At 69.3% G+C, this 20,611-nt stretch carries 18 protein-coding genes and 5 tRNA genes; 14 read left to right on the top strand and 9 right to left on the bottom strand.

Annotation, left to right across the window (positions count from 1 at the left end; genetic code table 11):
- Positions 1-2: 2 nt before the first annotated feature.
- The 5 genes from OG819_RS04420 to OG819_RS04400 all read right to left on the bottom strand — a co-directional run bounded on the left by OG819_RS04420 (position 3) and on the right by OG819_RS04400 (position 8,834).
- Positions 3-3,209, bottom strand: coding sequence for a nitrate- and nitrite sensing domain-containing protein (locus tag OG819_RS04420; RefSeq protein WP_266648105.1), 3,207 nt, complete (start codon positions 3,207-3,209; stop codon positions 3-5).
- Positions 3,210-3,559: 350 nt separating this feature from the next.
- Positions 3,560-4,135, bottom strand: a complete 576-nt coding sequence (locus OG819_RS04415) for an ATP/GTP-binding protein (RefSeq protein ID WP_054235412.1) — start codon at positions 4,133-4,135, stop codon at positions 3,560-3,562.
- A complete protein-coding gene (locus OG819_RS04410; RefSeq protein ID WP_266648104.1) occupies positions 4,116-4,514 on the bottom strand; it encodes a DUF742 domain-containing protein in 399 nt (132 codons plus the stop codon). Before OG819_RS04410 ends, OG819_RS04415 begins: the two co-directional genes overlap by 20 nt.
- Before the next feature lie 111 nt (positions 4,515-4,625).
- Entirely contained in the window at positions 4,626-5,039 is a 414-nt protein-coding gene (locus OG819_RS04405; protein ID WP_010984127.1) for a roadblock/LC7 domain-containing protein, read from the bottom strand.
- Between the two features lie 9 nt (positions 5,040-5,048).
- Entirely contained in the window at positions 5,049-8,834 is a 3,786-nt protein-coding gene (locus OG819_RS04400; RefSeq protein ID WP_266648103.1) for a sensor histidine kinase, read from the bottom strand.
- Positions 8,835-9,432: 598 nt separating this feature from the next.
- Here OG819_RS04400 and OG819_RS04395 point away from each other — a divergent pair.
- The 9 genes from OG819_RS04395 (at position 9,433) to OG819_RS04355 (ending at position 13,658) form a co-directional block, all read left to right on the top strand.
- Positions 9,433-9,618: a hypothetical protein gene (locus OG819_RS04395; RefSeq protein WP_266648101.1), complete on the top strand. Its 186-nt coding sequence runs from the start codon at positions 9,433-9,435 to the stop codon at positions 9,616-9,618.
- A 249-nt stretch (positions 9,619-9,867) separates the two neighbouring features.
- A complete protein-coding gene (locus OG819_RS04390; RefSeq protein WP_266430993.1) occupies positions 9,868-10,656 on the top strand; it encodes a fumarylacetoacetate hydrolase family protein in 789 nt (262 codons plus the stop codon).
- Entirely contained in the window at positions 10,649-12,118 is a 1,470-nt protein-coding gene (gene gltX, locus OG819_RS04385; RefSeq protein ID WP_266648099.1) for a glutamate--tRNA ligase, read from the top strand. Before OG819_RS04390 ends, gltX begins: the two co-directional genes overlap by 8 nt.
- A gap of 185 nt (positions 12,119-12,303) precedes the next feature.
- Positions 12,304-13,059, top strand: a complete 756-nt coding sequence (locus tag OG819_RS04380) for an HAD family hydrolase (protein WP_266628991.1) — start codon at positions 12,304-12,306, stop codon at positions 13,057-13,059.
- A 91-nt stretch (positions 13,060-13,150) separates the two neighbouring features.
- Positions 13,151-13,222: transfer RNA gene (locus OG819_RS04375), tRNA-Gln, on the top strand.
- A 42-nt stretch (positions 13,223-13,264) separates the two neighbouring features.
- Positions 13,265-13,337 (top strand) — tRNA-Glu (locus OG819_RS04370).
- Between the two features lie 62 nt (positions 13,338-13,399).
- A tRNA-Glu gene (locus tag OG819_RS04365) sits at positions 13,400-13,472 on the top strand.
- Between the two features lie 21 nt (positions 13,473-13,493).
- Positions 13,494-13,565: transfer RNA gene (locus OG819_RS04360), tRNA-Gln, on the top strand.
- A 20-nt stretch (positions 13,566-13,585) separates the two neighbouring features.
- Positions 13,586-13,658, top strand: a tRNA-Glu gene (locus tag OG819_RS04355).
- A 130-nt stretch (positions 13,659-13,788) separates the two neighbouring features.
- On the opposite strand, the gene OG819_RS04350 is transcribed toward OG819_RS04355, so the two are convergent.
- Positions 13,789-14,433 (bottom strand): MerR family transcriptional regulator, encoded by a 645-nt coding sequence (locus OG819_RS04350; RefSeq protein WP_266648098.1) that lies wholly within the window; start codon positions 14,431-14,433, stop codon positions 13,789-13,791.
- A 79-nt stretch (positions 14,434-14,512) separates the two neighbouring features.
- On the opposite strand from OG819_RS04350, the gene OG819_RS04345 reads away from it, so the two are divergent.
- The gene (locus OG819_RS04345; protein WP_266648096.1) at positions 14,513-15,046 is read left to right on the top strand and encodes a DUF4188 domain-containing protein; all 534 of its coding nucleotides are present in this window, start codon (positions 14,513-14,515) and stop codon (positions 15,044-15,046) included.
- A 148-nt stretch (positions 15,047-15,194) separates the two neighbouring features.
- Here OG819_RS04345 and ndgR read toward each other — a convergent pair whose 3' ends face one another.
- Positions 15,195-15,911, bottom strand: coding sequence for an IclR family transcriptional regulator NdgR (gene ndgR, locus OG819_RS04340; protein WP_075031172.1), 717 nt, complete (start codon positions 15,909-15,911; stop codon positions 15,195-15,197).
- Between the two features lie 189 nt (positions 15,912-16,100).
- Here ndgR and leuC point away from each other — a divergent pair, with 189 nt between their 5' ends.
- From leuC to OG819_RS04320, 4 genes are all read left to right on the top strand, one after another.
- Positions 16,101-17,534, top strand: coding sequence for a 3-isopropylmalate dehydratase large subunit (gene leuC, locus OG819_RS04335; RefSeq protein WP_266628997.1), 1,434 nt, complete (start codon positions 16,101-16,103; stop codon positions 17,532-17,534).
- Positions 17,535-17,540: 6 nt separating this feature from the next.
- The gene (gene leuD, locus OG819_RS04330) at positions 17,541-18,134 is read left to right on the top strand and encodes a 3-isopropylmalate dehydratase small subunit (protein ID WP_266628999.1); all 594 of its coding nucleotides are present in this window, start codon (positions 17,541-17,543) and stop codon (positions 18,132-18,134) included.
- Between the two features lie 277 nt (positions 18,135-18,411).
- Entirely contained in the window at positions 18,412-18,642 is a 231-nt protein-coding gene (locus OG819_RS04325; RefSeq protein WP_054235400.1) for a hypothetical protein, read from the top strand.
- A gap of 138 nt (positions 18,643-18,780) precedes the next feature.
- The gene (locus tag OG819_RS04320; RefSeq protein WP_266586099.1) at positions 18,781-19,422 is read left to right on the top strand and encodes an HU family DNA-binding protein; all 642 of its coding nucleotides are present in this window, start codon (positions 18,781-18,783) and stop codon (positions 19,420-19,422) included.
- Between the two features lie 118 nt (positions 19,423-19,540).
- Here the strand turns inward: OG819_RS04320 and OG819_RS04315 are convergent, their stop codons facing one another.
- A complete protein-coding gene (locus OG819_RS04315; protein ID WP_054235398.1) occupies positions 19,541-19,744 on the bottom strand; it encodes a hypothetical protein in 204 nt (67 codons plus the stop codon).
- Positions 19,745-19,852: 108 nt separating this feature from the next.
- Complete coding sequence (gene cofC / locus OG819_RS04310; RefSeq protein ID WP_266629002.1) at positions 19,853-20,500, bottom strand: 2-phospho-L-lactate guanylyltransferase; 648 nt, start codon at positions 20,498-20,500, stop codon at positions 19,853-19,855.
- Positions 20,501-20,611 lie beyond the last annotated feature (111 nt).

Below are 20,611 nucleotides of genomic sequence, written 5' to 3'. Positions count from 1 at the left end.
CACTAACGCTCCTGGTTGTAGGTGCTGTCAGGGCCGAAGCCCTGGCCGTTCGTGTCACTACCTGCATTGCGTCCCTGCTGGACGCCGCGGCGCAGGTTGCTCAGCCTGCCCCGGATGTCCTCGGGAGCTCGGGAGACCTGGGGGCCGCCCTGTGGGGTCGTTTCCGCGGTTCCCTCGACCAGATTGGCCTTGGGTACCCGCCGGGGAAGACCGGACGAGGTGACCCCGCCCGCCTTGGGCTTCTTGAGTTGCTCGGCGCGCTGCCAGCGGTCGTCGTTGGACGTACGCCAGTCGCCGTCGCCGTTGCTCGCGGTGGCCGCGGACGGTGCCTGGATCCCCCGGGTGCCATGGTCCACGGGCCGCTGGCCGTTGGTGTCGCTCGCGGTGGATCCGCGGCGCGGCAGCCCGGCGTCGGTCAGCTCATGGGCGGCGGAGGGGGTCGGTCCCGGACGGCTGAAGCCTACGCGGTCCTGCTCACTCACGTCAGCGGCCTGCGGAGATTCCGCCTCGGACGGGTAGCCGTTCCGGTAGGAGTCCTGCTGCGGCCAGTCGTCCTGGGACGGCGCGTCGAAGGCCGAGAAGGTGTCCGAAGCGGAACTCCGGGCTCCCGTGTGCTCCTCCTGGACCGGCTCCGCGTACGCGGGTTCCGGGTAGCCGCCGTTCGACGGGAAGTACGTCTCGTCGTACGTCCCCTGCCGCGGTTCCTCGTACGCCGTCTGCTGGTCGTACGAGGCCTGCTGCTCCTCGTAGACACCCTGGCCGTTGTCGTACCCGGGCTGCGCGTTGCCGAAGGAGGACTGAGCGTCGTTGTACCCGGGCTGTGGGGCCTCGAAATCGTCCTGGTACCTCGGCGCCTCGATGGCCTCCGGCTGGACCTGTGCCTGGGCCTCCAGGGCCGCACGGCGCTCATCACGCATCAGGGAGCGGCCGACGGGGTCGAGCTCACGGATGTCGTCGGGGACCTCCGTGTAGCGGCTGTCGTCGAAGCCGAGTTCGGCGGCGGTGCGTATCGGCTGCTGAGCCTGGAAGGCCTGCTCCGGCTGGAAGCCCTGCTGCTCCGGGATGATCTGCGAGACGGTGAACTCGTCGCGCTGGAGGTGCTGTTCGCCGCCGCCACCACCGTGGGTGATCGCGTCGGGGAGCATGACGAGCGAGGTCGTACCGGCCTGCTCGCCGGAGGGGCGCAGCTGGACGCGGATGCCGTGCCGGTCGGACAGCCGGCCGACCACGAACAGCCCCATGCGCTGCGAGATCGCGGCGTCCACGGTCGGCGGGTTGGCCAGCTTGTGGTTGATGTCCGCGAAGTCCTCGGCGGTGAGGCCGATGCCCTTGTCGTGGATCTCGACCATGATGCGGCCGTCGGGCAGCCGGGTCGCGGTGACGCGGACCTTGGTCTGCGGGGAGGAGAACGTGGTGGCGTTCTCCAGGAGCTCGGCGAGCAGGTGCACGAGGTCGGTCACGGCGCGGCCGTGGATCTCGGCCTCCGGGACGCCGGAGAGCTCGATGCGCTCGTACTGCTCCACCTCGGAGGAGGCGGCGCGCAGCACGTCCACGAGGGGCACGGGCTGGTCCCAGCGGCGGCCGGGCTCCTCGCCCGCGAGGACGAGGAGGTTCTCGCCGTTGCGGCGCATACGGGTCGCGAGGTGGTCCAGGCGGAAGAGGTTCTCCAGCTGGTCCGGGTCGGCCTCGTTGTTCTCCAGGTCGGTGATCAGGGTCAGCTGGCCCTCGATCAGGGACTGGTTGCGGCGCGAGAGGTTGGTGAAGATCGCGTTGATGTTGCCTCGCAGGAGGGCCTGCTCGGCGGCCAGTCGTACGGCCTCGCGGTGGACCTGGTCGAAGGCGCGGGCGACCTCGCCGATCTCGTCCGTGGTGGTGATCGGGATGGGCGTGACACGGGTGTCGACGCGGCCCGGGTCGGTGCGCGAGAGCTGGTCGACCAGCATCGGCAGACGCTGCTCGGCGACCCCGAAGGCCGCGTTGCGCAGCTGGCGCATCGCGCGGCTCATCTGGCGGGCCATGAGCCCGGCCAGGATGAAGGCGGCGAGCAGGGCGATCACGACGATGGCGCCGTTGATGTAGGCCTGGCGCTGGGCGTTGGAGGCGATGCTTCCGGCGTCGTTCACGGCCCGGTCGATCAGCTCGTTCTCGACCTGGCTGTAGCCCTGGAACTTGAGGGTGGCGGCAGCCATCCACGTCTCGGGGGTGATGCCCTGCACGGCGAGCTGGGCGGGCGTGGCACCGCTGGCGATCGCCTGGATCATCGTGTCCATGGCGGGCGGCGCCACGAAGGTCCCGCCCGCGGCCTCGGTCTTGCTCTTGGCCGCGGCCAGCTGGCTCTTGCCTTCGGCGGTCTTCTGCTCCATGACCGTCTTGAGCCGGGCGGCGTCCGCCTCGGTACCACCGGAGACGTACTCCTGAAGAGCGATGCCCTCCAGGTACGCGTACGAGGTGAAGGAGGTGAGCTGCAGCGCGTGGTTCTTCGTGTTGGTGCTGGGCTTGACCAGCAGGTGGGTGCCGATCGAGCGCTGCAGCGACTCGGCGCCCTTGGCCAGCGCGACGGCGTACACCGAACGGCCGTAGCTGGTGATGTTGCCGGTGCCCAGGCCCAGCTCGTTCGAGAACTCCATGAGGTAGTGCTCGACGGTGACGTAGCCCTCTTCGGTCTTCACCGGGTCCATGGACTTGGTGAAGGCCGCCTTGCGGATCTGGTCCAGCTGGGGCTCGGCCTTCACCACCAGGCTCAGCCGACGCTCAAGCCCCTGCTTGGCCGGCATGCCGACGACTTCCTTGTGGAAGGCGTCGGCCATCTGGTCGGTGGTGGCGCGGACCTTCTTGACCGTGGCGTTGTTCCGGTCGCCCTTGAGCAGTGGCTCGGCGGACACGTCGCGCTCGTTGAGCAGCGCTTCGGCGTAGTCGCTGGCGGCCGCCACGATCTTCGCGACCTTCTCGGCGTCGCGCGCCTCCTGCCAGGTGTTGATCGAGTTCTTCACCTGGAAGCCGCCCATGATGAGGCCGACGATCACAGGTATGAGCAGGATCGCGTTCAGCCTGGTGGGTACGCGCCAGTTACGGGGGGACAGACGACCGCCGCTCGGCGCGGGCGCCGGCGTGGGCTCCGGGACGGGCACCTGCGCGGGCGCCGCTCCGCGCGGCGGCGGGGTGAAGTTGCCCCGTGCCGACGGCTCGGGACCGTTCTTGCTTCGCCTCACTCGACCAACAACCTCTCGGCGTCGGCACCTACGTTGTGCCGCGGTGTCTCCAGCGCCCTTGACTACTGGGCAGTTCAGCGCATTCCAGCACGTCAGGCAGCGCCCTTCCAAACACTCGGAACCGATCGTTCCGGGTGACGCATCCCCCAGATAAAACGGTCATAAAGAGCGAGCCCCGTCAAAAGACGGGGCTTTTGTGAGCGCAGCGACACTGAACGACAGCGATGCGTGTCGGTGCTCGCGGAATTCCATGTCGAAACGTTATGAACACTGTGGCCGACCGTGTCAAACGACACAGCCGGCTCCAATGTCCCTACGACAACTGTCTTACGAAGCTGTCGACTTGAGTGTTACCGCAGACGCGCCATGAGTGCGTGTTCGACCAGCGTGATCAGCGCGCTCTTCGCATCTGCACGGTGCCGGGCGTCCGTCGTGATGATCGGGGCGTCCGGTCCGATCTGGAGCGCCTCGCGCACCTCTTCGGGGTTGTAGGGCTGATGTCCGTCGAAGCCGTTGAGGGCGATGACGAACGGCAGGCCGCTGTTCTCGAAGTAGTCGACCGCGGGGAAGCAGTCGGCCAGGCGGCGCGTGTCGACCAGTACGACGGCGCCGATGGCGCCGCGGACCAGGTCGTCCCACATGAACCAGAAGCGGTCCTGACCCGGCGTACCGAAGAGGTACAGGATCAGGTCCTGGTCCAGGGTGATGCGGCCGAAGTCCATGGCGACGGTGGTCGTCGTCTTGTCTCCGGTGTGTGTGAGGTCGTCGATGCCGGCGGAAGCGGACGTCATGACGGCCTCGGTGCGCAGCGGGTTGATCTCCGAGACGGCGCCGACGAACGTGGTCTTGCCCACGCCGAAGCCACCCGCCACCACGATCTTCGCGGAGGTGGTCGTCCTACCTCCGTCAGAGCTTGCGAAGTCCACTGAGCACCCTTTCGAGCAAAGTCACGTCCGGCGCGCCGCCGTTGTTCTCATCGCCGCCAGGCTGGTGAATGGCGACGAGTCCGGCCTCCGCGAGGTCCGCGACGAGGATCCTGGCCACACCGAGCGGCATGGACAGGAGGGCCGACACCTCGGCCACCGACTTGACCTCACGGCACAGGTGGCAGATCCGCTGGTGCTCCGGGAGCAGCCCCATCAGCTGCGTGGGGTCGGCCGTAGTGCTGATCAGCGCCTCGATGGCGAGTTGGTACCGCGGCCGGGTCCGGCCGCCGGTCATCGCGTACGGACGTACCAGCGGCTGGTCGCCCTCGTCCGCGTACGGCTGTGCGTACGGATCATGAGAGGCGGTGGGCGGGGTCATGAATCCTCCGGGCGGGACAGCAGGTCGGTCAGTCGTGCCGTCTGTTGGGGCCGGTGGGGGGATTGTGGCGGCCGGACGGTGATTTCGTGCAGTCTCTAGAACCAGGGCCCTTTAGTGGAGCAGACTTCCCTGGAGTTCGGCGCGCAGGTCCGGTGTGAGTACGGCCCCCGCCCGATCGACGAGCAGTGCCATCTCGTAGCCGACAAGGCCGATGTCGCACTCCGGGTGGGAGAGGACCGCCAGGGACGAGCCGTCGGAGACGGACATCAGGAAAAGGAAGCCGCGTTCCATCTCGACGACCGTCTGGGCCACCGTGCCGCCCTCGAAGATCCGGGAAGCCCCGGCGGTCAGCGAGGTCAGCCCGGAGGCGACGGCCGCGAGTTGGTCGGCGCGGTCGCGTGGGAATCCTTCGGACATTGCCAGAAGGAGCCCGTCGGCGGACACGACGACGGTGTGGGACACCCCGGGGGTGTTGTCCACGAAGTTGGTGATCAACCAGTTGAGGTTCTGTGCCGCCTGGCTCATCGGGCTCAACTAACGCTCCTGCTGGTGAGTGGGGCTGGGGAAGCTGCCGGTCTGGCCGGTACCGGCCTGTCGACCCTGCTGAATGCCCCTACGGAGATTGGTCAGCCGACCGCGTACGTCATCAGGCGCACGGGAGACCTGCGGACCAGTTTGGTGCTGTTGTTGCTGTGCCGTGCCCGCGACGAGGTTGGCTCGCGGGACGCGGCGCGGCAGGCCCGAGGTGGTGACCCCGCCCGCCGACGGTTGACGGACGCGTTCTGCCTGCCGGACGAGGTCGTCGTTCGGCGAGGTGCGCCAGTTGGCGGGGGCCGGCGCGGCGGCCGGCCGTTGCGGTGGTGCTGTGGGGGTCTGGTGGGGCTGCTGCGAGGGCTGCGAGCCGTTGGTGTGAACGCCGCCGTTCTGGGAGCCGTTGTGAACTCCGTTGGCGGAGCCGTTCTGGGCGCCGTTCGCCTGACCGTGGAACCAGTTGGTCTCCAGCGTGTCGTACAGCGGCGTACGTCCGTCACCAGGGCCTGCCGCCGGCGGCAGCGCCTCGGGCTGCTGCGGACGCGTGGGCCGCTGCTGCGGGGGCGCCGGGCGTTCGAACTGGCCCGTGGACGAGGGGTCCTGGGAGGCACCGTAGCCGGGCGCCGCGAACTGGCCGGTCGACGACGGGTCCTGGCCGTTGGCGTAACCGGGCCGAGCGAACTGGCCGGTGGACGAGGGGTGCTGAGAGGCACCGTAGCCGGGCGCCGCGAACTGGCCCGTGGACGAGGGGCCCTGGGAGGCACCGTAGCCCGGGGTCGCGTACTGGCCCGTGGTGGACGGGCTCGGGGCAGCCGGAGCCGTGCCCGAGGAGCCGTACACGTCGGGGCGGACGAACTGACCGTTGCTCTGCCCGTTGTTCTGCGGCACGTTCATGCCGGGGCGCGGGGCGTCGAAGTCGGGACGGGGGAACCCCGAGGTGGCTGCGGGACCCTGGCGGTCGTCGATCCGCGGCATCTCCGAGGTCGCGGTCGGGTCCTGGCGGTCGTCGATCCGGGGCATGCGCGAAGTGGAGTCGGGTTCCTCGTGACCGCGCGGGGCGTCGAGGGACGCGCGCGGCACCGGCGGCTGCGCGTTGTCGTCGCTCCAGCTCGGCCGGGACTGCTGCGGGCTGCCACCGGGCAGTTCGGCACGCGGACCACCACGTCCCGGCAGCTGCGGCCTGCGGCGGCCGCCGCCCTTGTTGCCCGCGGGCTGCTGCGGGGGAGCGGCGGCGGGGCCGCTGTTGTCACTGAAGTCGAAGCCCTGGCGGGTTCCGGGGCCGTCACCGAAGCCCTGGGGGGCGCTGGTTCCCGCGGCTCCCTGGCCCTGCGGGCCCTGCCCGAAGGCACCCGCGCCGGCCGGGGCCGGCCTGCCCTGCTGCTGGTTGCCGGGACCCTGCGGTCCACGCGCGCCACCCGGCGTGCCGCCAGGGCGAGCGCCCTGGTTGTTGCCGGGGAGCGCGGCCCGCGGACCCTGACCGGCGCCGACCTGTCCGCGCTGCGGCGGGGCACCGAGGAGACCGCCGCCACCGGCGGGGGCACCAGCCCCGAGGGACGGAGCGCCGCCCTGCCCGCCGCGGCGGGCCGCCGCGACACCGGCCGAGGCCTGTGCGGCGGCCGGACCACCGGAACCGCCCGGACCCGGCTTGCCCGGAGCCTTCTTGCCGCCCTGAGCGACATCGACGGGGAGCATGACGAGCGCGGTGGTGCCACCGGAGTCGGACGGACGCAGCTGGATACGGATGCCGTGGCGCTGCGACAGACGACCGACCACGAACAGACCCATGCGGCGGGAGACGGAGACGTCCACGGTGGGCGGCGAGGCGAGCCGCTCGTTGATCGCGGCCAGGTCCTCGGGGGAGAGGCCGATACCTGTGTCGTGGATCTCGATCAGTGCGCGGCCGTCGGGCAGCGCGTGACCGGTGACCTTGACCTTGGTCTGCGGGGAGGAGAACGACGTGGCGTTCTCGAGGAGCTCGGCGAGCAGGTGCACGAGGTCGTTGACGACTCGGCCGGCGACCTGCGTCGTCGGGACCGAGGCCAGCTCGATGCGCTCGTACTGCTCCACCTCGGAGGCGGCGGCGCGGAGCACGTCGACCAGCGGGACCGGGCGGGTCCAGCGGCGGCCGGGCTCTTCACCGGCGAGAACGAGGAGGTTCTCACCGTTACGGCGCATGCGGGTCGCGAGGTGGTCGAGCTTGAAGAGGGAGGACAGCTGGTCCGGGTCGGCCTCGCGGGACTCCAGTTCGGAGATGAGCGAGAGCTGACGCTGGATGAGGCCCTGGGAGCGGCGCGAGAGGTTGGTGAACATCGCGTTGACGTTGCCTCGCAGGAGGGCCTGCTCGGCGGCCAGTCGTACGGCCTCGCGGTGCACGTCGTCGAAGGCCGCGGCCACCTGGCCGATCTCGTCCCGGGAGTGCACACCGACGGACTCGACGGAGGTGTCGACGTCCTGCGGGTCGGACTCGGAGAGCTGCTTGACCAGCTCGGGCAGGCGGTCCTGGGCGACCTTGGTCGCGGTGTCCTGCAGCCGGCGCAGCGAGCGGATCATGGAGCGGGCCACGACGAAGGCGCCGACCAGCGAGACGCCGAGGACCAGCAGGATCAGCGCACCGGAGATGATCGCCTCCTGCTGGGAGGCGTTCTTCAGCTCACGGGCCTTCTGCTCCATCTCGTTGAGCAGCGTCAGCTCGATCTTCGACATCTGCTCGATCTTGGCAGTGTCGTCGTCGATCCAGTCCCTGTACGAGCGCTTGTCCTGGGCGCTCAGACCGTCCCGCGAGCCGAGTACGCGGTTGGAGTACTCGTCGGCGGACTGGATGGTCGGGTTGCCCTGGTCGATCGGCTTGGTGAGGTCTTCTGCCCCGGAGCCGTAGATGCTCGCGAAGCTGGTGCGCTCGGAGCCCTCGCTGTCCTGCGCGGAGTTCGCGTACAGCCGGTCGTTGTCGGAGAGCTTGCCGAAGGTGGTGTTGTTGTCCGGCAGCGCGACGGCGATGACGGCGCGCTGGACGGAGGCGTATTCCTTGGCGGAGGAGAAGGCCGACAGGGCGCGGGTGCGCGAGATCATCTCCGGGTTGCTGGTCGCCTCGGCCATGTCCTGGGAGAGGCCGATCAGCTGGGTGATGAGGCGGTGGTACCCGTCGACCGTCTGCGAGGAGTTCTTGGGGTCGCTGTAGGCGCCGTTGCGGATGGTGCCCAGCTTGTTCAGCTCGCCTGCGATGGCCACGAGGCTGTCACGGACACCGGTGAGCTGTCCGTTCGCGCTGGCGGTGTCGATCTCCTGGGTGCCCGCGATGAACTGCTGCTTGGCGACGTCCGTCGCGTCGCGCATTCCCTTGACCGTGATGTCGTTGGCCTTCGCGCCGTGCGCGAGAGGACCGGCCGACTGGTCGCGCTCCTTCTGGAGGGCGGCGGCGAGCTGGGTCGCCTGCTGGGTCATGTCGGTCAGCAGCTTCATGTTCTCGAGCTGCTGGATGTTGTCCATCGACTCGTTGATGCGCAGGGCACCCAGAGTGGTCGCGGCGACCACGGGGAGCGCGAGCAGCGACACCAGACGCGTGGAGATGCGCCAGTTGCGCAGAGCTATTCGAGAGCCGGGGCCGGTGGGGACCTTCGGCGTCGTGGGTGGTTGGTCGGGAGCCGTCGCGCCGGGGCGCGCGGAGCGCTCACCGCCGCCGAGTTCTGATTGTCCCGGGTTCTGGGCGTGCTGGGGCGAGGAACCGCGGTCGGTCCCGCCGTGCGCCTCCGGCTCCGCCGGAGCGCTGCCATCCCTCTTGAAACGTCCCTGCACTAGCGTCGCAACCTCTGGACCAGGCGCCCCTCCGCGAAAACGGCGGGACGGTGTCGGCGTCGTTCAGGGGCACACATGCGCCCCCAGGTGTGGTCGTGAGTGACCGGCGCTGCTTCCCCTTCCCGCCGCCACTCGGCGCTGAGTCGCGCCCTCTGCGCGCCGGTTCGATCCCGCGGCGGTCCGAGGAATTCCAGCACAGTGCAGGATCTCCAACAAGGCCCGTGTACCAGGCTGTGACCACCGTGACACCCTGTGAGGGATGCGTTACGAGACGTAGAAAGTGATCTCGTACATAAAGGGCGTATACGCACGAGCTACTGGCACACCAGGGGTGTCCCAGTCGCGATGATCAGGAGCGGAATGTTGGGTTCACTGAGCCAATGTCCGTTTCGCCGGAGCGAGTTGGCGGCCTGAATTGACCGGTTTGCCCACTGGCGAGTGAGCAAACTCACACGGCGATCATGAGGTCTTCACGGCTTCGACAGGGAATTGCATGTTTAGCCTGGCGCTTTACAGGGATGGCAAATCCGACAACCTGCGCCGACCCGGCGGTCCTTGAACCCGCTCGGCGCCCGCCATGACGAGGTCGAATACAACAGTGAAGACGACGATGATGTTCCGCAACATAGCCAACCCGCGACGCACGACGCTGGCGCACCTCGAGGACGCCGACGCGCTGCAGGCGCCGGAGCAGCCGGAACACTCGGTCGACCTCCCCACCCAGACCGCCAATCCCCGCCGCACCATCCTGATGGAAGCCCCGGTCACGGCCGCCGCCGAGTAATACGCACGCGGACCGCCACCGACTCACCGCGCCGGTGGCCGGCGGTCCCCCACGGCTCGCGGCCCATCGGCGACGCGGCCGGGAGCCGACTGGCGCACCTGGCCGGCAGTCGCCGGCGCACGCGCCCGACGGCCGTCGGGCACACCCGGCTCGCGGCCCACCGGCGTATATACGCGAAGCTCGCCCCCCTCCCCGCGTTAGCCTGGAGCGTCAGACTCCAGCCAGCTCAGTGAGGGGCGCAAGGATCCCGTGCGCATCGCCAGGTTCTCCATCGACGGCAACGTCGCTTTCGGCGCGGTCGAGGGCGACAAGCCGGACGAGCTCGTCCTCGACATCATCAAGGGCATCCCGTTCGCGGACTTCGAGCTCTCCGGTACGAAGGTCCCGCTGAGCAAGGTGCGGCTGCTGCCGCCGGTGCTCCCCAACAAGGTCGTGGCCTTCGGCCGCAACTACGCGGAGCACGCGAAGGAACTCGGCAACGAGGTGCCCGACGCCCCGTTCGCCTTCTTCAAGCCGTCGACCTCGGTGATCGGCCCCGGCGACGACATCCAGTACCCCTCCTTCTCCAGCGAGCTGCACCACGAGGCCGAGCTCGCCGTGGTCATCGGCCGGATGTGCCGGGAGGTCCCGCGCGAGCGCGTCAAGGACGTCATCCTCGGCTACACCTGCGCCAATGACGTCACCGCGCGTGACGTCCAGAAGCGCGAGAAGCAGTGGGCCCGGGCCAAGGGCTTCGACAACTCCTGCCCGCTCGGCCCCTGGGTGGAGACGGACCTCGACCTCACCGCGATCGCCGAGGGCATCACCATCCAGTGCACGGTCAACGGCCAACAGCGCCAGCTCGGCCGCACCAGCGAGATGATCCACTCCATCGAGGATCTGATCGTCAACATCACCGAGGCCATGACGCTGCTCCCCGGCGACGTGATCCTCACCGGCACCCCGGCTGGGGTCGGCCCCCTGAACGTCGGCGACGAGGTCGCCGTCACCATCGAAGGCATCGGCACTCTCACCAACAAGGTGATCAAGCGTGGCTAACGCGAACGTCCGCGTACGTTTCTGTCCGTCCCCGACCGGCAACCCCCACGTGGGCCTGGTCCGCACCGCCCTGTTCAACTGGGCGTTCGCCCGGCATCACGAAGGCACTCTGGTCTTCCGCATCGAGGACACCGACGCGGCCCGCGACTCCGAGGAGTCGTACAACCAGCTGCTCGACTCGATGCGCTGGCTGGGCTTCGACTGGGACGAGGGCCCGGAGGTCGGCGGCCCGCACGCGCCGTACCGCCAGTCGCAGCGCATGGACATCTACAAGGGCATCGCGCAGCAGCTCCAGGACGCCGGCCACGCGTACCACTGCTACTGCTCGACCGAGGAGCTGGACGTCCGCCGCGAGGCCGCCCGCGCCGCCGGCAAGCCCTCCGGCTACGACGGCCACTGCCGCGACCTGACCGACGAGCAGAAGGCCGCCTACGTGGCCGAGGGCCGCACGCCCATCGTCCGCTTCCGGATGCCCGACGAGGCGATCACCTTCGACGACCTGGTCCGCGGCGAGATCACCTACCTCCCGGAGAACGTCCCGGACTACGGCATCGTCCGGGCGAACGGCGCACCGCTCTACACCCTGGTCAACCCGGTCGACGACGCCCTGATGGAGATCACCCACGTCCTGCGCGGCGAGGACCTGCTCTCCTCCACCCCGCGGCAGATCGCCCTCTACAAGGCGCTGATCGAGCTGGGCATCGCCAAGGAGACCCCCGCCTTCGGCCACCTGCCGTACGTCATGGGCGAGGGCAACAAGAAGCTCTCCAAGCGCGACCCGGAGTCCTCGCTCAACCTCTACAGGGAGCGCGGTTTCCTCCCCGAGGGCCTGCTGAACTACCTCTCCCTGCTCGGCTGGTCGCTCTCGGCGGACCGCGACATCTTCACCATCGGCGAGATGGTCGCCGCCTTCGACGTCACGGACGTGAACCCGAACCCGGCGCGCTTCGACCTCAAGAAGTGCGAGGCGATCAACGCCGACCACATCCGCCTGCTCGATGTGAAGGACTTCACCGAGCGCTGCGCCCCCTGGCTGAAGGCACCCTTCGCCCCCTGGGCGCCGGAGGACTTCGACGAGGCGAAGTGGCAGGTGATCGCCCCGTACGCGCAGTCTCGCCTGAAGGTCCTCTCGGAGATCACCGACAACGTCGACTTCCTGTTCCTGCCGGAGCCGGTCTTCGACGAGGCCTCCTGGACGAAGGCCATGAAGGAGGGCAGCGACGCCCTGCTCCGCACGGCCCGCGAGAAGCTGGACGCGGCCGACTGGTCGTCACCGGAGTCCCTCAAGGAGGCCGTCCTGGCCGCCGGTGAGGAGCACGGCCTCAAGCTCGGCAAGGCCCAGGCGCCGGTGCGCGTAGCCGTCACTGGCCGCACGGTCGGCCTGCCGCTCTTCGAGTCCCTGCAGATCCTGGGCAAGGAGAAGGCCCTGCCCCGCATCGACGCGGCGCTGGCGAAGCTGTAGCCGCACGTCGTACGACAAGGGGGCGGCGTCCGTTTTCGGACGCCGCCCCCTCGTCGTGTGCCGTGGCGCCGCGCCCGGCCCAACTCCCGCCCGTGGGGCGGCGTTCGAGGGAGTGTCCCTCGTCACCGGCGCGACAAGCGTCAACCGGCCGACATGGGAACCACTCTCCGGGTTACCGTCGAGCCATGACCATCAGGGCCGTGATCTGGGACGTGGACGACACCCTCTTCGACTACACCACCGCCGACCGCACCGGTATGCACGGTCACCTGGTGGCCGAGGGCCTGCTCGACGGGTACGAGTCCGTCGAGCAGGCCCTCGCGCAGTGGCGGGAGATCACCGAGCGGCAGTGGGCGCGCTTCTCGGCGGGGCAGACCTCCTTCGAGGGGCAGCGCCGGGACCGCGTCCGGGTCTTCCTGGGCGAGACGCTGACGGACACCGAGGCCGACGCCTGGTTCCAGCGGTATCTCACGCACTACGAGGCAGCCTGGGCCCTCTTCCCGGACGTCCTGCCCGTCCTGGACACCCTGGCCGCCAGCCACCGGCACGGGGTGCTGTCGAACTCGAGCCTCACCGTCCAGGACCGCAAGCTGCGCGTCCTCGGCGTGCGTGAGCGCTTCGAGGCCGTCCTGTGCGCCGCCGAGCTCGGCGTCTCCAAGCCGGACGCCCAGGCTTTCCACGCGGCCTGCGAGGCCCTGGAACTGGCCCCGCGACAGGTCGCGTACGTCGGCGACCACCCGGAGATCGACGGGCGGGGAGCCGCGGACGCCGGTCTGCTGTCGGTCTGGCTCGATCGCGACGGCGACCGGGCGGTCGGCGACACGCCCGGCGACACGCCCGTCGACGCGTCCGTCGGCCCGCACCGGATCGCCTCGCTGGCCGAACTCCCCGCGATCGTCGGCGCCGATACCCGTTTTGGAGCGCCGTCCACCTTCAGGTAATGTTCCTCCTGCGCCGCCGGAGAGCGGGCCGAAAGGTCCGGAACCGGAGGCGCAAGCTAAAACAAGATCCCCACAGGGGATTGAGTTTCAGTGGCCTATGGTGTAATTGGCAGCACGACGGTTTCTGGTTCCGTTAGTCTAGGTTCGAGTCCTGGTAGGCCAGCTCGCAGAGCTTATCTGCACATGCGGAGACCAGCTCCGCAACGCCCCCGTTGTGTAGCGGCCTAGCACGCTGCCCTCTCACGGCAGTAGCGCCGGTTCGAATCCGGTCGGGGGTACAGATCCTTCCCAGGAAGGCAGTTAGGGTCGTACCCGCTGTCTCTCATGCAGGATCGCTAGGGCCCCCGTTGTGTAGCGGCCTAGCACGCCGCCCTCTCAAGGCGGTAGCGCCGGTTCGAATCCGGTCGGGGGTACTCGGTGGTCTAGACCACCGTTGGGCTATGGTGTAATTGGCAACACGACGGTTTCTGGTTCCGTTGTTCTAGGTTCGAGTCCTGGTAGCCCAGCTGGATCACTTGTGGTCCTTGCCCCCGTTGTGTAGCGGCCTAGCACGCCGCCCTCTCAAGGCGGTAGCGCCGGTTCGAATCCGGTCGGGGGTACGTGAAGTCCGATGGACCTCCACTTCGGTGGGGGTCCATCGGCGTTTCCGGGTTCCGGTGCCGGCGGCCCCGCCCCTTGGGTTCACGGACTCCGCCGTCCTGGGCGCCGCCGCCCCGGACGGCGTACGCGTCACTCGATGCCGTAGCGCCGGGCCGACTCCTCCTCCTGGGCCAGCCGGTGCAGCGCTTTGAGGACCGGTTCGAAGAGAATCGCCGCCGCGACCGCCGTCTCGACCTTCTCCTCCTCCGAGGGGTGCTTCTCCAGGAAGTCCAGGTCGCGGACGGCCGCCTGGTGCATCAACCGTGCGTACGGTGCCATGAGTTCGGCGTCCCAGGCATAGCCGAGCCGGATCAGCGTGGCCACCGCCGACACCAGGGAACGGTGCACGGGGGAGAGGGTGCCCAGTTCCCGGGCGGTCTCCCAGCCCAGCGACTCCAGGAGCCGGTCCACCTCGCGGCGCGCGGAACGGACGGCCGGGTCCCGCTCGTCCGGCTCGGGCTCCTGCGGCAGCGCCCACAGGGCAGCGCCCAGCCGGATCGTCCGGCCCAGGGACTCGTCGTCGACATGCCCGAGGATCTCCTTGGCCGTGGCCACGGGGACCCGCCCCGCCTGGATCAGCGCTCGCACCAGCCGCAGCCTGCGCAGATGGCTCTCGTCGTACTCGGCCGTCGTCGCACTGACGCGGCGGCCCGGTGCCAACAGCCCTTCGCGCAAGTAGTACTTGATCGTCGCGATGGACACCCCGCTGCGCTCACTCAACTCCGACAGCCGCATCCCTTGCGCCCTTCCTTGGGTGGCGCCACTATCCAAACAGACACCATCGGATAGTGCCGCTAACCAACAGGGGGAAGACATGTTAGGGAAGCCCGCGGCCGCAGGCCGTACCACCGCGGCAGCCGAAGGGGACGTGGTCGTCCTGCTGATCGGCATGCGCGTCAACCACTTCTGGGCGGTGCACCAGTGGGTACCAGTGTTCTTCGCCATGCTGCGCATGGTGCGGGACCTGGAGAAGGACGGCGGTCGAGGCCTGCTCGGCCGCGTGCTGCTGACGGCGTCACCGCGGACGTACTACGTCGTCCAGTACTGGGAGTCCAAGGAGAAGCTCTACGCGTACGCGTCGGCGCCCGACATGTTCCACCACAAGGTGTGGGCGATCATCAACCGCAAGGAGCGGGCGGGGAAGGTGCGCCAGCACGTGGGGATCTGGCGCGAGGCGTATGTCGTGCCGGAGGGGTCGTACGAGTCGATCTACGCGGACATGCCGCCCTTCGGGCTCGCGGCCGCGTACGGGGCGTTGCCCGTGGAGAAGCGGGGGCGGCGGGCGGCGGACCGGTTCGCTCATCGGTCGCCCAAGGAGGGCGCGGAGGCCGGGGGAGCGGCGGGTTGATCGGATGGTGCGGGCCGGCTGCGGCTGGTCGCGCAGTTCCCCGCGCCCCGGCAGGGCGGAGCGGGGAGGGGCGGGGAGGTGTCCGGGGGATGAGCCTGCCGCGGCGTTGAGGCCGGCTCGTCCCCCGGTGTCGTACTGGAGGGGTGGCTCAGCCCGTGCGGCGGAGGGCCTCGGAGAGGCGGGCGGCGGAGTCGATGACCGCCTGGGCGTGCATACGGCCCGGGTGCCGGGTCAGGCGCTCGATCGGGCCGGAGACCGAGACGGCGGCCACCACACGGTTCGAGGGGCCCCGTACGGGCGCGGAGACCGACGCGACGCCCGGCTCGCGCTCGCCGATCGACTGGGCCCAGCCCCGGCGCCGTACGCCCGAGAGCGCCGTGGCGGTGAAGCGGGCACCCTGGAGGCCGCGGTGCAGGCGCTCCGGCTCTTCCCAGGCCATCAGGATCTGCGCCGAGGAACCGGCCTTCATCGTGAGCGTCGAGCCGACCGGGACCGTGTCCCGAAGGCCGGACAGGCGCTCGGCCGCGGCGACGCAGATGCGCATGTCGCCCTGGCGGCGGTAGAGCTGGGCGCTCTCGCCCGTGACGTCGCGCAGATGCGTGAGCACCGGGCCGGCCGTCGCGAGGAGACGGTCCTCGCCCGCGGCCGCGGCCAGCTCGGCGAGGCGGGGGCCGAGAATGAAACGGCCCTGCATGTCGCGCGCCACCATGCGGTGGTGTTCAAGTGCCACGGCGAGGCGATGTGCCGTGGGTCGTGCCAGTCCGGTCGCCGCGACCAGTCCCGCGAGGGTGGCCGGACCGGACTCCAGAGCGCTCAGGACAAGGGCTGCCTTGTCCAGAACGCCGACGCCGCTACTGTTGTCCATGCAACGATACTCGCGTCTCACTCTGTGAAACGCAAGTTCAATTTTCGGTGGAACGCGCCACCCTTGTAGACACAGCGGCCCGCGGACCAACGGGCCCGGTGGAGGGCGTCCGGACGAGGGGTACGGACGCCGCCGCCCCGGAAATCTCTAGTTGGGCCGGCGCCACACAGGCCGGCCGGAGGGAAAGCGATGGGTAGGACACTCGCGGAGAAGGTCTGGGACGACCATGTCGTCCGGCGCGCCGAGGGCGAGCCCGACCTCCTCTTCATCGATCTGCACCTGCTGCACGAGGTGACCAGCCCGCAGGCCTTCGACGGCCTCCGCCAGGCGGGGCGTCCCGTGCGCCGTCTCGACCTCACCATCGCCACCGAGGATCACAACACCCCGACCCTCGACATCGACAAGCCCATCGCGGACCCGGTCTCCCGGGCCCAGCTGGAGACGCTGCGCAAGAACTGCGCCGAGTTCGGTGTACGGCTGCACTCGCTGGGTGACGTCGAGCAGGGCGTCGTCCACGTGGTGGGACCGCAGCTGGGTCTGACCCAGCCCGGTACCACCGTGGTCTGTGGCGACTCCCACACCTCCACGCACGGTGCCTTCGGCGCGCTGGCGTTCGGCATCGGCACCTCGCAGGTCGAGCATGTGCTGGCCACCCAGACGCTGCCGCTGGCCCGTCCCAAGACCATGGCCATCACGATCGACGGCGAGCTGCCCGAGGGTGTCACCGCCAAGGACCTGATCCTGGCGATCATCGCCAAGATCGGTACGGGCGGCGGCCAGGGCTACATCCTGGAGTACCGCGGCTCCGCCATCGAGAAGCTCTCGATGGAAGCCCGGATGACCATCTGCAACATGTCGATCGAGGCCGGCGCCCGCGCGGGCATGATCGCCCCCGACGAGACCACCTTCGAGTACCTCAAGGGCCGTGCGCACGCCCCCGAGGGCGAGGAGTGGGACGCCGCGGTCGCGTACTGGAAGACCCTGAAGACGGACGAGGACGCGGTTTTCGACGCCGAGGTGGTCATCGACGGCCCGTCGCTGGCGCCGTTCGTCACCTGGGGCACCAACCCGGGCCAGGGAGCGCCGCTTTCGGCGTCCGTCCCCGACCCGGCTTCGTACGAAGACGCATCGGAGCGCATGGCCGCCGAAAAGGCCCTGGAGTACATGGGGTTGACCGCCGGACAGCCGCTGCGCGACATCAAGGTCGACACCGTCTTCGTAGGTTCCTGCACCAACGGTCGCATCGAGGACCTGCGCGCCGCCGCCGCGATCGTCGGGGGCCGCAAAGTCGCCGACGGCGTACGGATGCTGGTGGTCCCCGGCTCCGCGCGGGTCGGTCTGCAGGCCGTCTCCGAGGGCCTGGACGTGGTCTTCAAGGAGGCCGGCGCCGAATGGCGGCACGCGGGCTGCTCGATGTGTCTGGGCATGAACCCCGACCAGCTGGCCCCCGGTGAGCGCTCCGCGTCCACCTCGAACCGCAACTTCGAGGGCAGGCAGGGCAAGGGCGGCCGAACGCACCTGGTGTCGCCGCAGGTCGCCGCCGCCACCGCCGTACTCGGTCACCTGGCCTCCCCGGCCGATCTCGTCGACTCGTCTGCCGCCCGCACGCCCGCTGGAGTCTGAGAAGTCATGGAAGCATTCACCACACACACCGGCCGGGCCGTTCCGCTGCGCCGCAGCAACGTCGACACCGACCAGATCATCCCCGCCCACTGGCTCAAGAAGGTGACCAGGGACGGTTTCGAGGACGGGCTGTTCGAGGCCTGGCGCAAGGACTCGTCCTTCATCCTCAACCAGCCCGAGCGCGCGGGCGCCACGGTCCTGGTCGCGGGCCCCGACTTCGGCACCGGCTCCTCCCGCGAGCACGCCGTCTGGGCGCTGCAGAACTACGGCTTCAAGGCCGTCATCTCGTCCCGATTCGCGGACATCTTCCGCGGCAACTCGCTCAAGAACGGCCTGCTCACGGTGGTTCTGGAGCAGAAGATCGTGGACGCGCTGCAGGAGCTGACGGAGAAGGACCCGCAGGCCGAGATCACGGTCGACCTGGAGGCCCGTGAGGTGCGCGCCGAGGGCATCACCGCCGCCTTCGAGCTCGACGAGAACGCCCGCTGGCGGCTGCTGAACGGCCTGGACGACATCTCCATCACCCTCCAGAACGAGGGCGACATCGCGGAGTACGAGGCCAAGCGCCCGTCGTACAAGCCGAAGACGCTGCAGGTCTGACGCCCGGGACGCCTCGCGGCTGAGGCACGGCTGATTTCAGCCACCGCAACACCCCTCTGTACCCCCAATCGTGGACGGTTGGGGGTACAGCTGTGTCTGCCCCCGGACGCCCCCCGCGCACCCCTTCGATGGGCTTCAACTCCCCTAGTTACAAAGGAGATTGCCTGGGTACGCGCTTCTTGGAGCCGCAGCTCTCCGGGGCGCTCAGGACCCTCTCCAGGGACGGCAGTTACCCCCTGGGCAGGCGACAACTCGCCCCAGATGGCACAATCTGTGCATGGAACACGACGGCCAACTCGAGCTCTATGCGGCAGTCGCGGCCCAACTGAAGGAAGCGCACACAAGAGTGCGCGCACTGCAAGTCCCGGAGGGCGTACGGATGGCGCTGACCCGGAAGCTGCTGGTCATTACGGCCGTGGCCAAGCACGATCTCGCCGACGCGACAAGGCGGCTGGAGCGGTTCACCACCGACCTCGACGAGGGTCGATTCCTCGAAGGGGATCGCTGAGGAACTCCGCGACAGTCCGAGTTCGTTGCGGCACAAGGGTGATTAGCCCGTTTCGTGTTTGATTTGCGGTATATATCTGCCTAACGTGCGAAAAAGCTTGAACGCATTCGTTCGGGCAATGTCTCCGAAGGGGAAGACGTGAACAAGGCGCAGCTCGTAGAAGCGATTGCCGACAAGGTCGGCGGGCGTCAGCAGGCCGCCGACGCGGTCGACGCCGTACTGGACGCGATCGTCCGTGCAGTTGTCGGCGGGGACCGGGTCTCGGTCACCGGCTTCGGTTCCTTCGAGAAGGTCGACCGTCCGGCTCGTTACGCCCGTAACCCGCAGACGGGTGAGCGTGTTCGGGTCAAGAAGACCTCTGTGCCGCGCTTCCGCGCGGGTCAGGGCTTCAAGGACCTGGTGAGCGGCTCGAAGAAGCTCCCGCGCGGTGGCGAGGTCGCGGTCAAGAAGGCGCCCAAGGGTAGCCTGACCGGGGGTGCCGCGGCGACGGTCAAGAAGGCCGCGGCCAAGAAGACCACCGCTGCCAAGAAGGCGACTGCGAAGAAGACCACCGCCGCGGCGAAGAAGACGGCGGTCAAGAAGACCACCGCCGCCGCGAAGAAGACGACGGCCAAGAAGACGACCGCCAAGAAGACGACGGCGACCGCCAAGAAGACCGCGGCGACCGCCAAGAAGGCGACGGCCAAGAAGGCCCCGGCGAAGAAGGCGACCGCCAAGAAGGCCCCCGCCAAGAAGTCGACGGCTCGCAAGACCACCGCCAAGAAGACCACCGCCCGCTAGAAGCAGGGGCGCAGGGAACCCACGCGCCGGGCCGGACTCCCACGGGGAGCCCGGCCCGCGGCGTGTCCGGGACCTGGTCGGTGAGAAGGCCTGGTCGGAGAGTCCGGCGAAGGCCTGTTCAGAAGGTCTGGAGCGTCACCAGGGTGATCCGGCGGGCCTCGCCGTCGCCCTCGGTCTCGATGCGTACGCGCTGCCCCGGGCGCAGCAGCCTGAGCCCGCCGGCGTCGAACGCGGCGCCGTCGAAGGGCACCGGCGTGCCGTCGTCGAGCAGCACCTGGCCGCTACGGGTGTCGGGGTCGTACGTGTACGCGGTCGCCTGCATGCCGAAAGCCTATCCAGGGCTGGTGTGCGCCGCTGGTGGGCCCGGCGGACGCGGCGTCGGCGAACGGCGGTTCGCGCGGCGGCCGGCGGTTCGCTCGGCGACCGGCGTTCAGGTGCCCGGTTGGCCCGGGATCAGGAGTTTCGCCGCCATCCTGGCCGTGCGTGGGCCCACTCCCAGTGCGAGCGCCGCGCGCAGATCATCCCCGGTGTCGACGTCCTGGCGTACGGAATCCACCGCGGTGAGAACGAGTTCCGCGGCTCCCGAGGCGCGATGACGGGTTCGGGAATCGGTGCCGAAGGCGGGGCGCAATTCGCGGCCGGGGGATGCGGCCAGCAGAGTGGTGCCGATTGTGGCCGCATCGGGGAGAAAAGCGCGCGGGAATTCGGCGGCGGCATCGAGTACCCGAGCCAATTCCAGGGGCCGCAAGGCGGGCAGATCGGCGTTCAGTGCGGCCACGGCGCATTCGGGAGTCCGGGAGCGTACGGCCGCTGCCCCGTGCGCCAGCGCGGCGTTGAGACCGCCGCCCGGCTCGTCCGGGACGATCCACGCTCCCAGCGCGGCCAGCTCCCGCCCGGCCAGCGCGTCGTCCGTGACGACCGCCACATCGCCGACCGCCGCGCAGGCCAGCGCGGCCGCCACGGTGTCCTGCGCGAAGGCGAGGGCGAGTCCGGGGCGCACCGCGTCCGCGGCGGTGTCAGAGAGCCTGCTCTTGGCCCGCGCCAGGGCTTTGAGGGGGATCACCAAGGTCCACTGCACGAGCGCTTCGTTCCTCCCTTGTCGCGCCCATTGTGACCCGGTACCCGTGGCGGTCCGGACGTCGGGGCGTACGGTGTTCTCGACAGACCGGCGGCCTGGGGTGACACTTGT

The organism is Streptomyces sp. NBC_01549 (genome assembly GCF_026339955.1).
Classification (GTDB): domain Bacteria; phylum Actinomycetota; class Actinomycetes; order Streptomycetales; family Streptomycetaceae; genus Streptomyces.
Note: the sequence above shows the minus strand (reverse complement) of the source record. Positions and strands in the feature narration are given on the sequence as shown.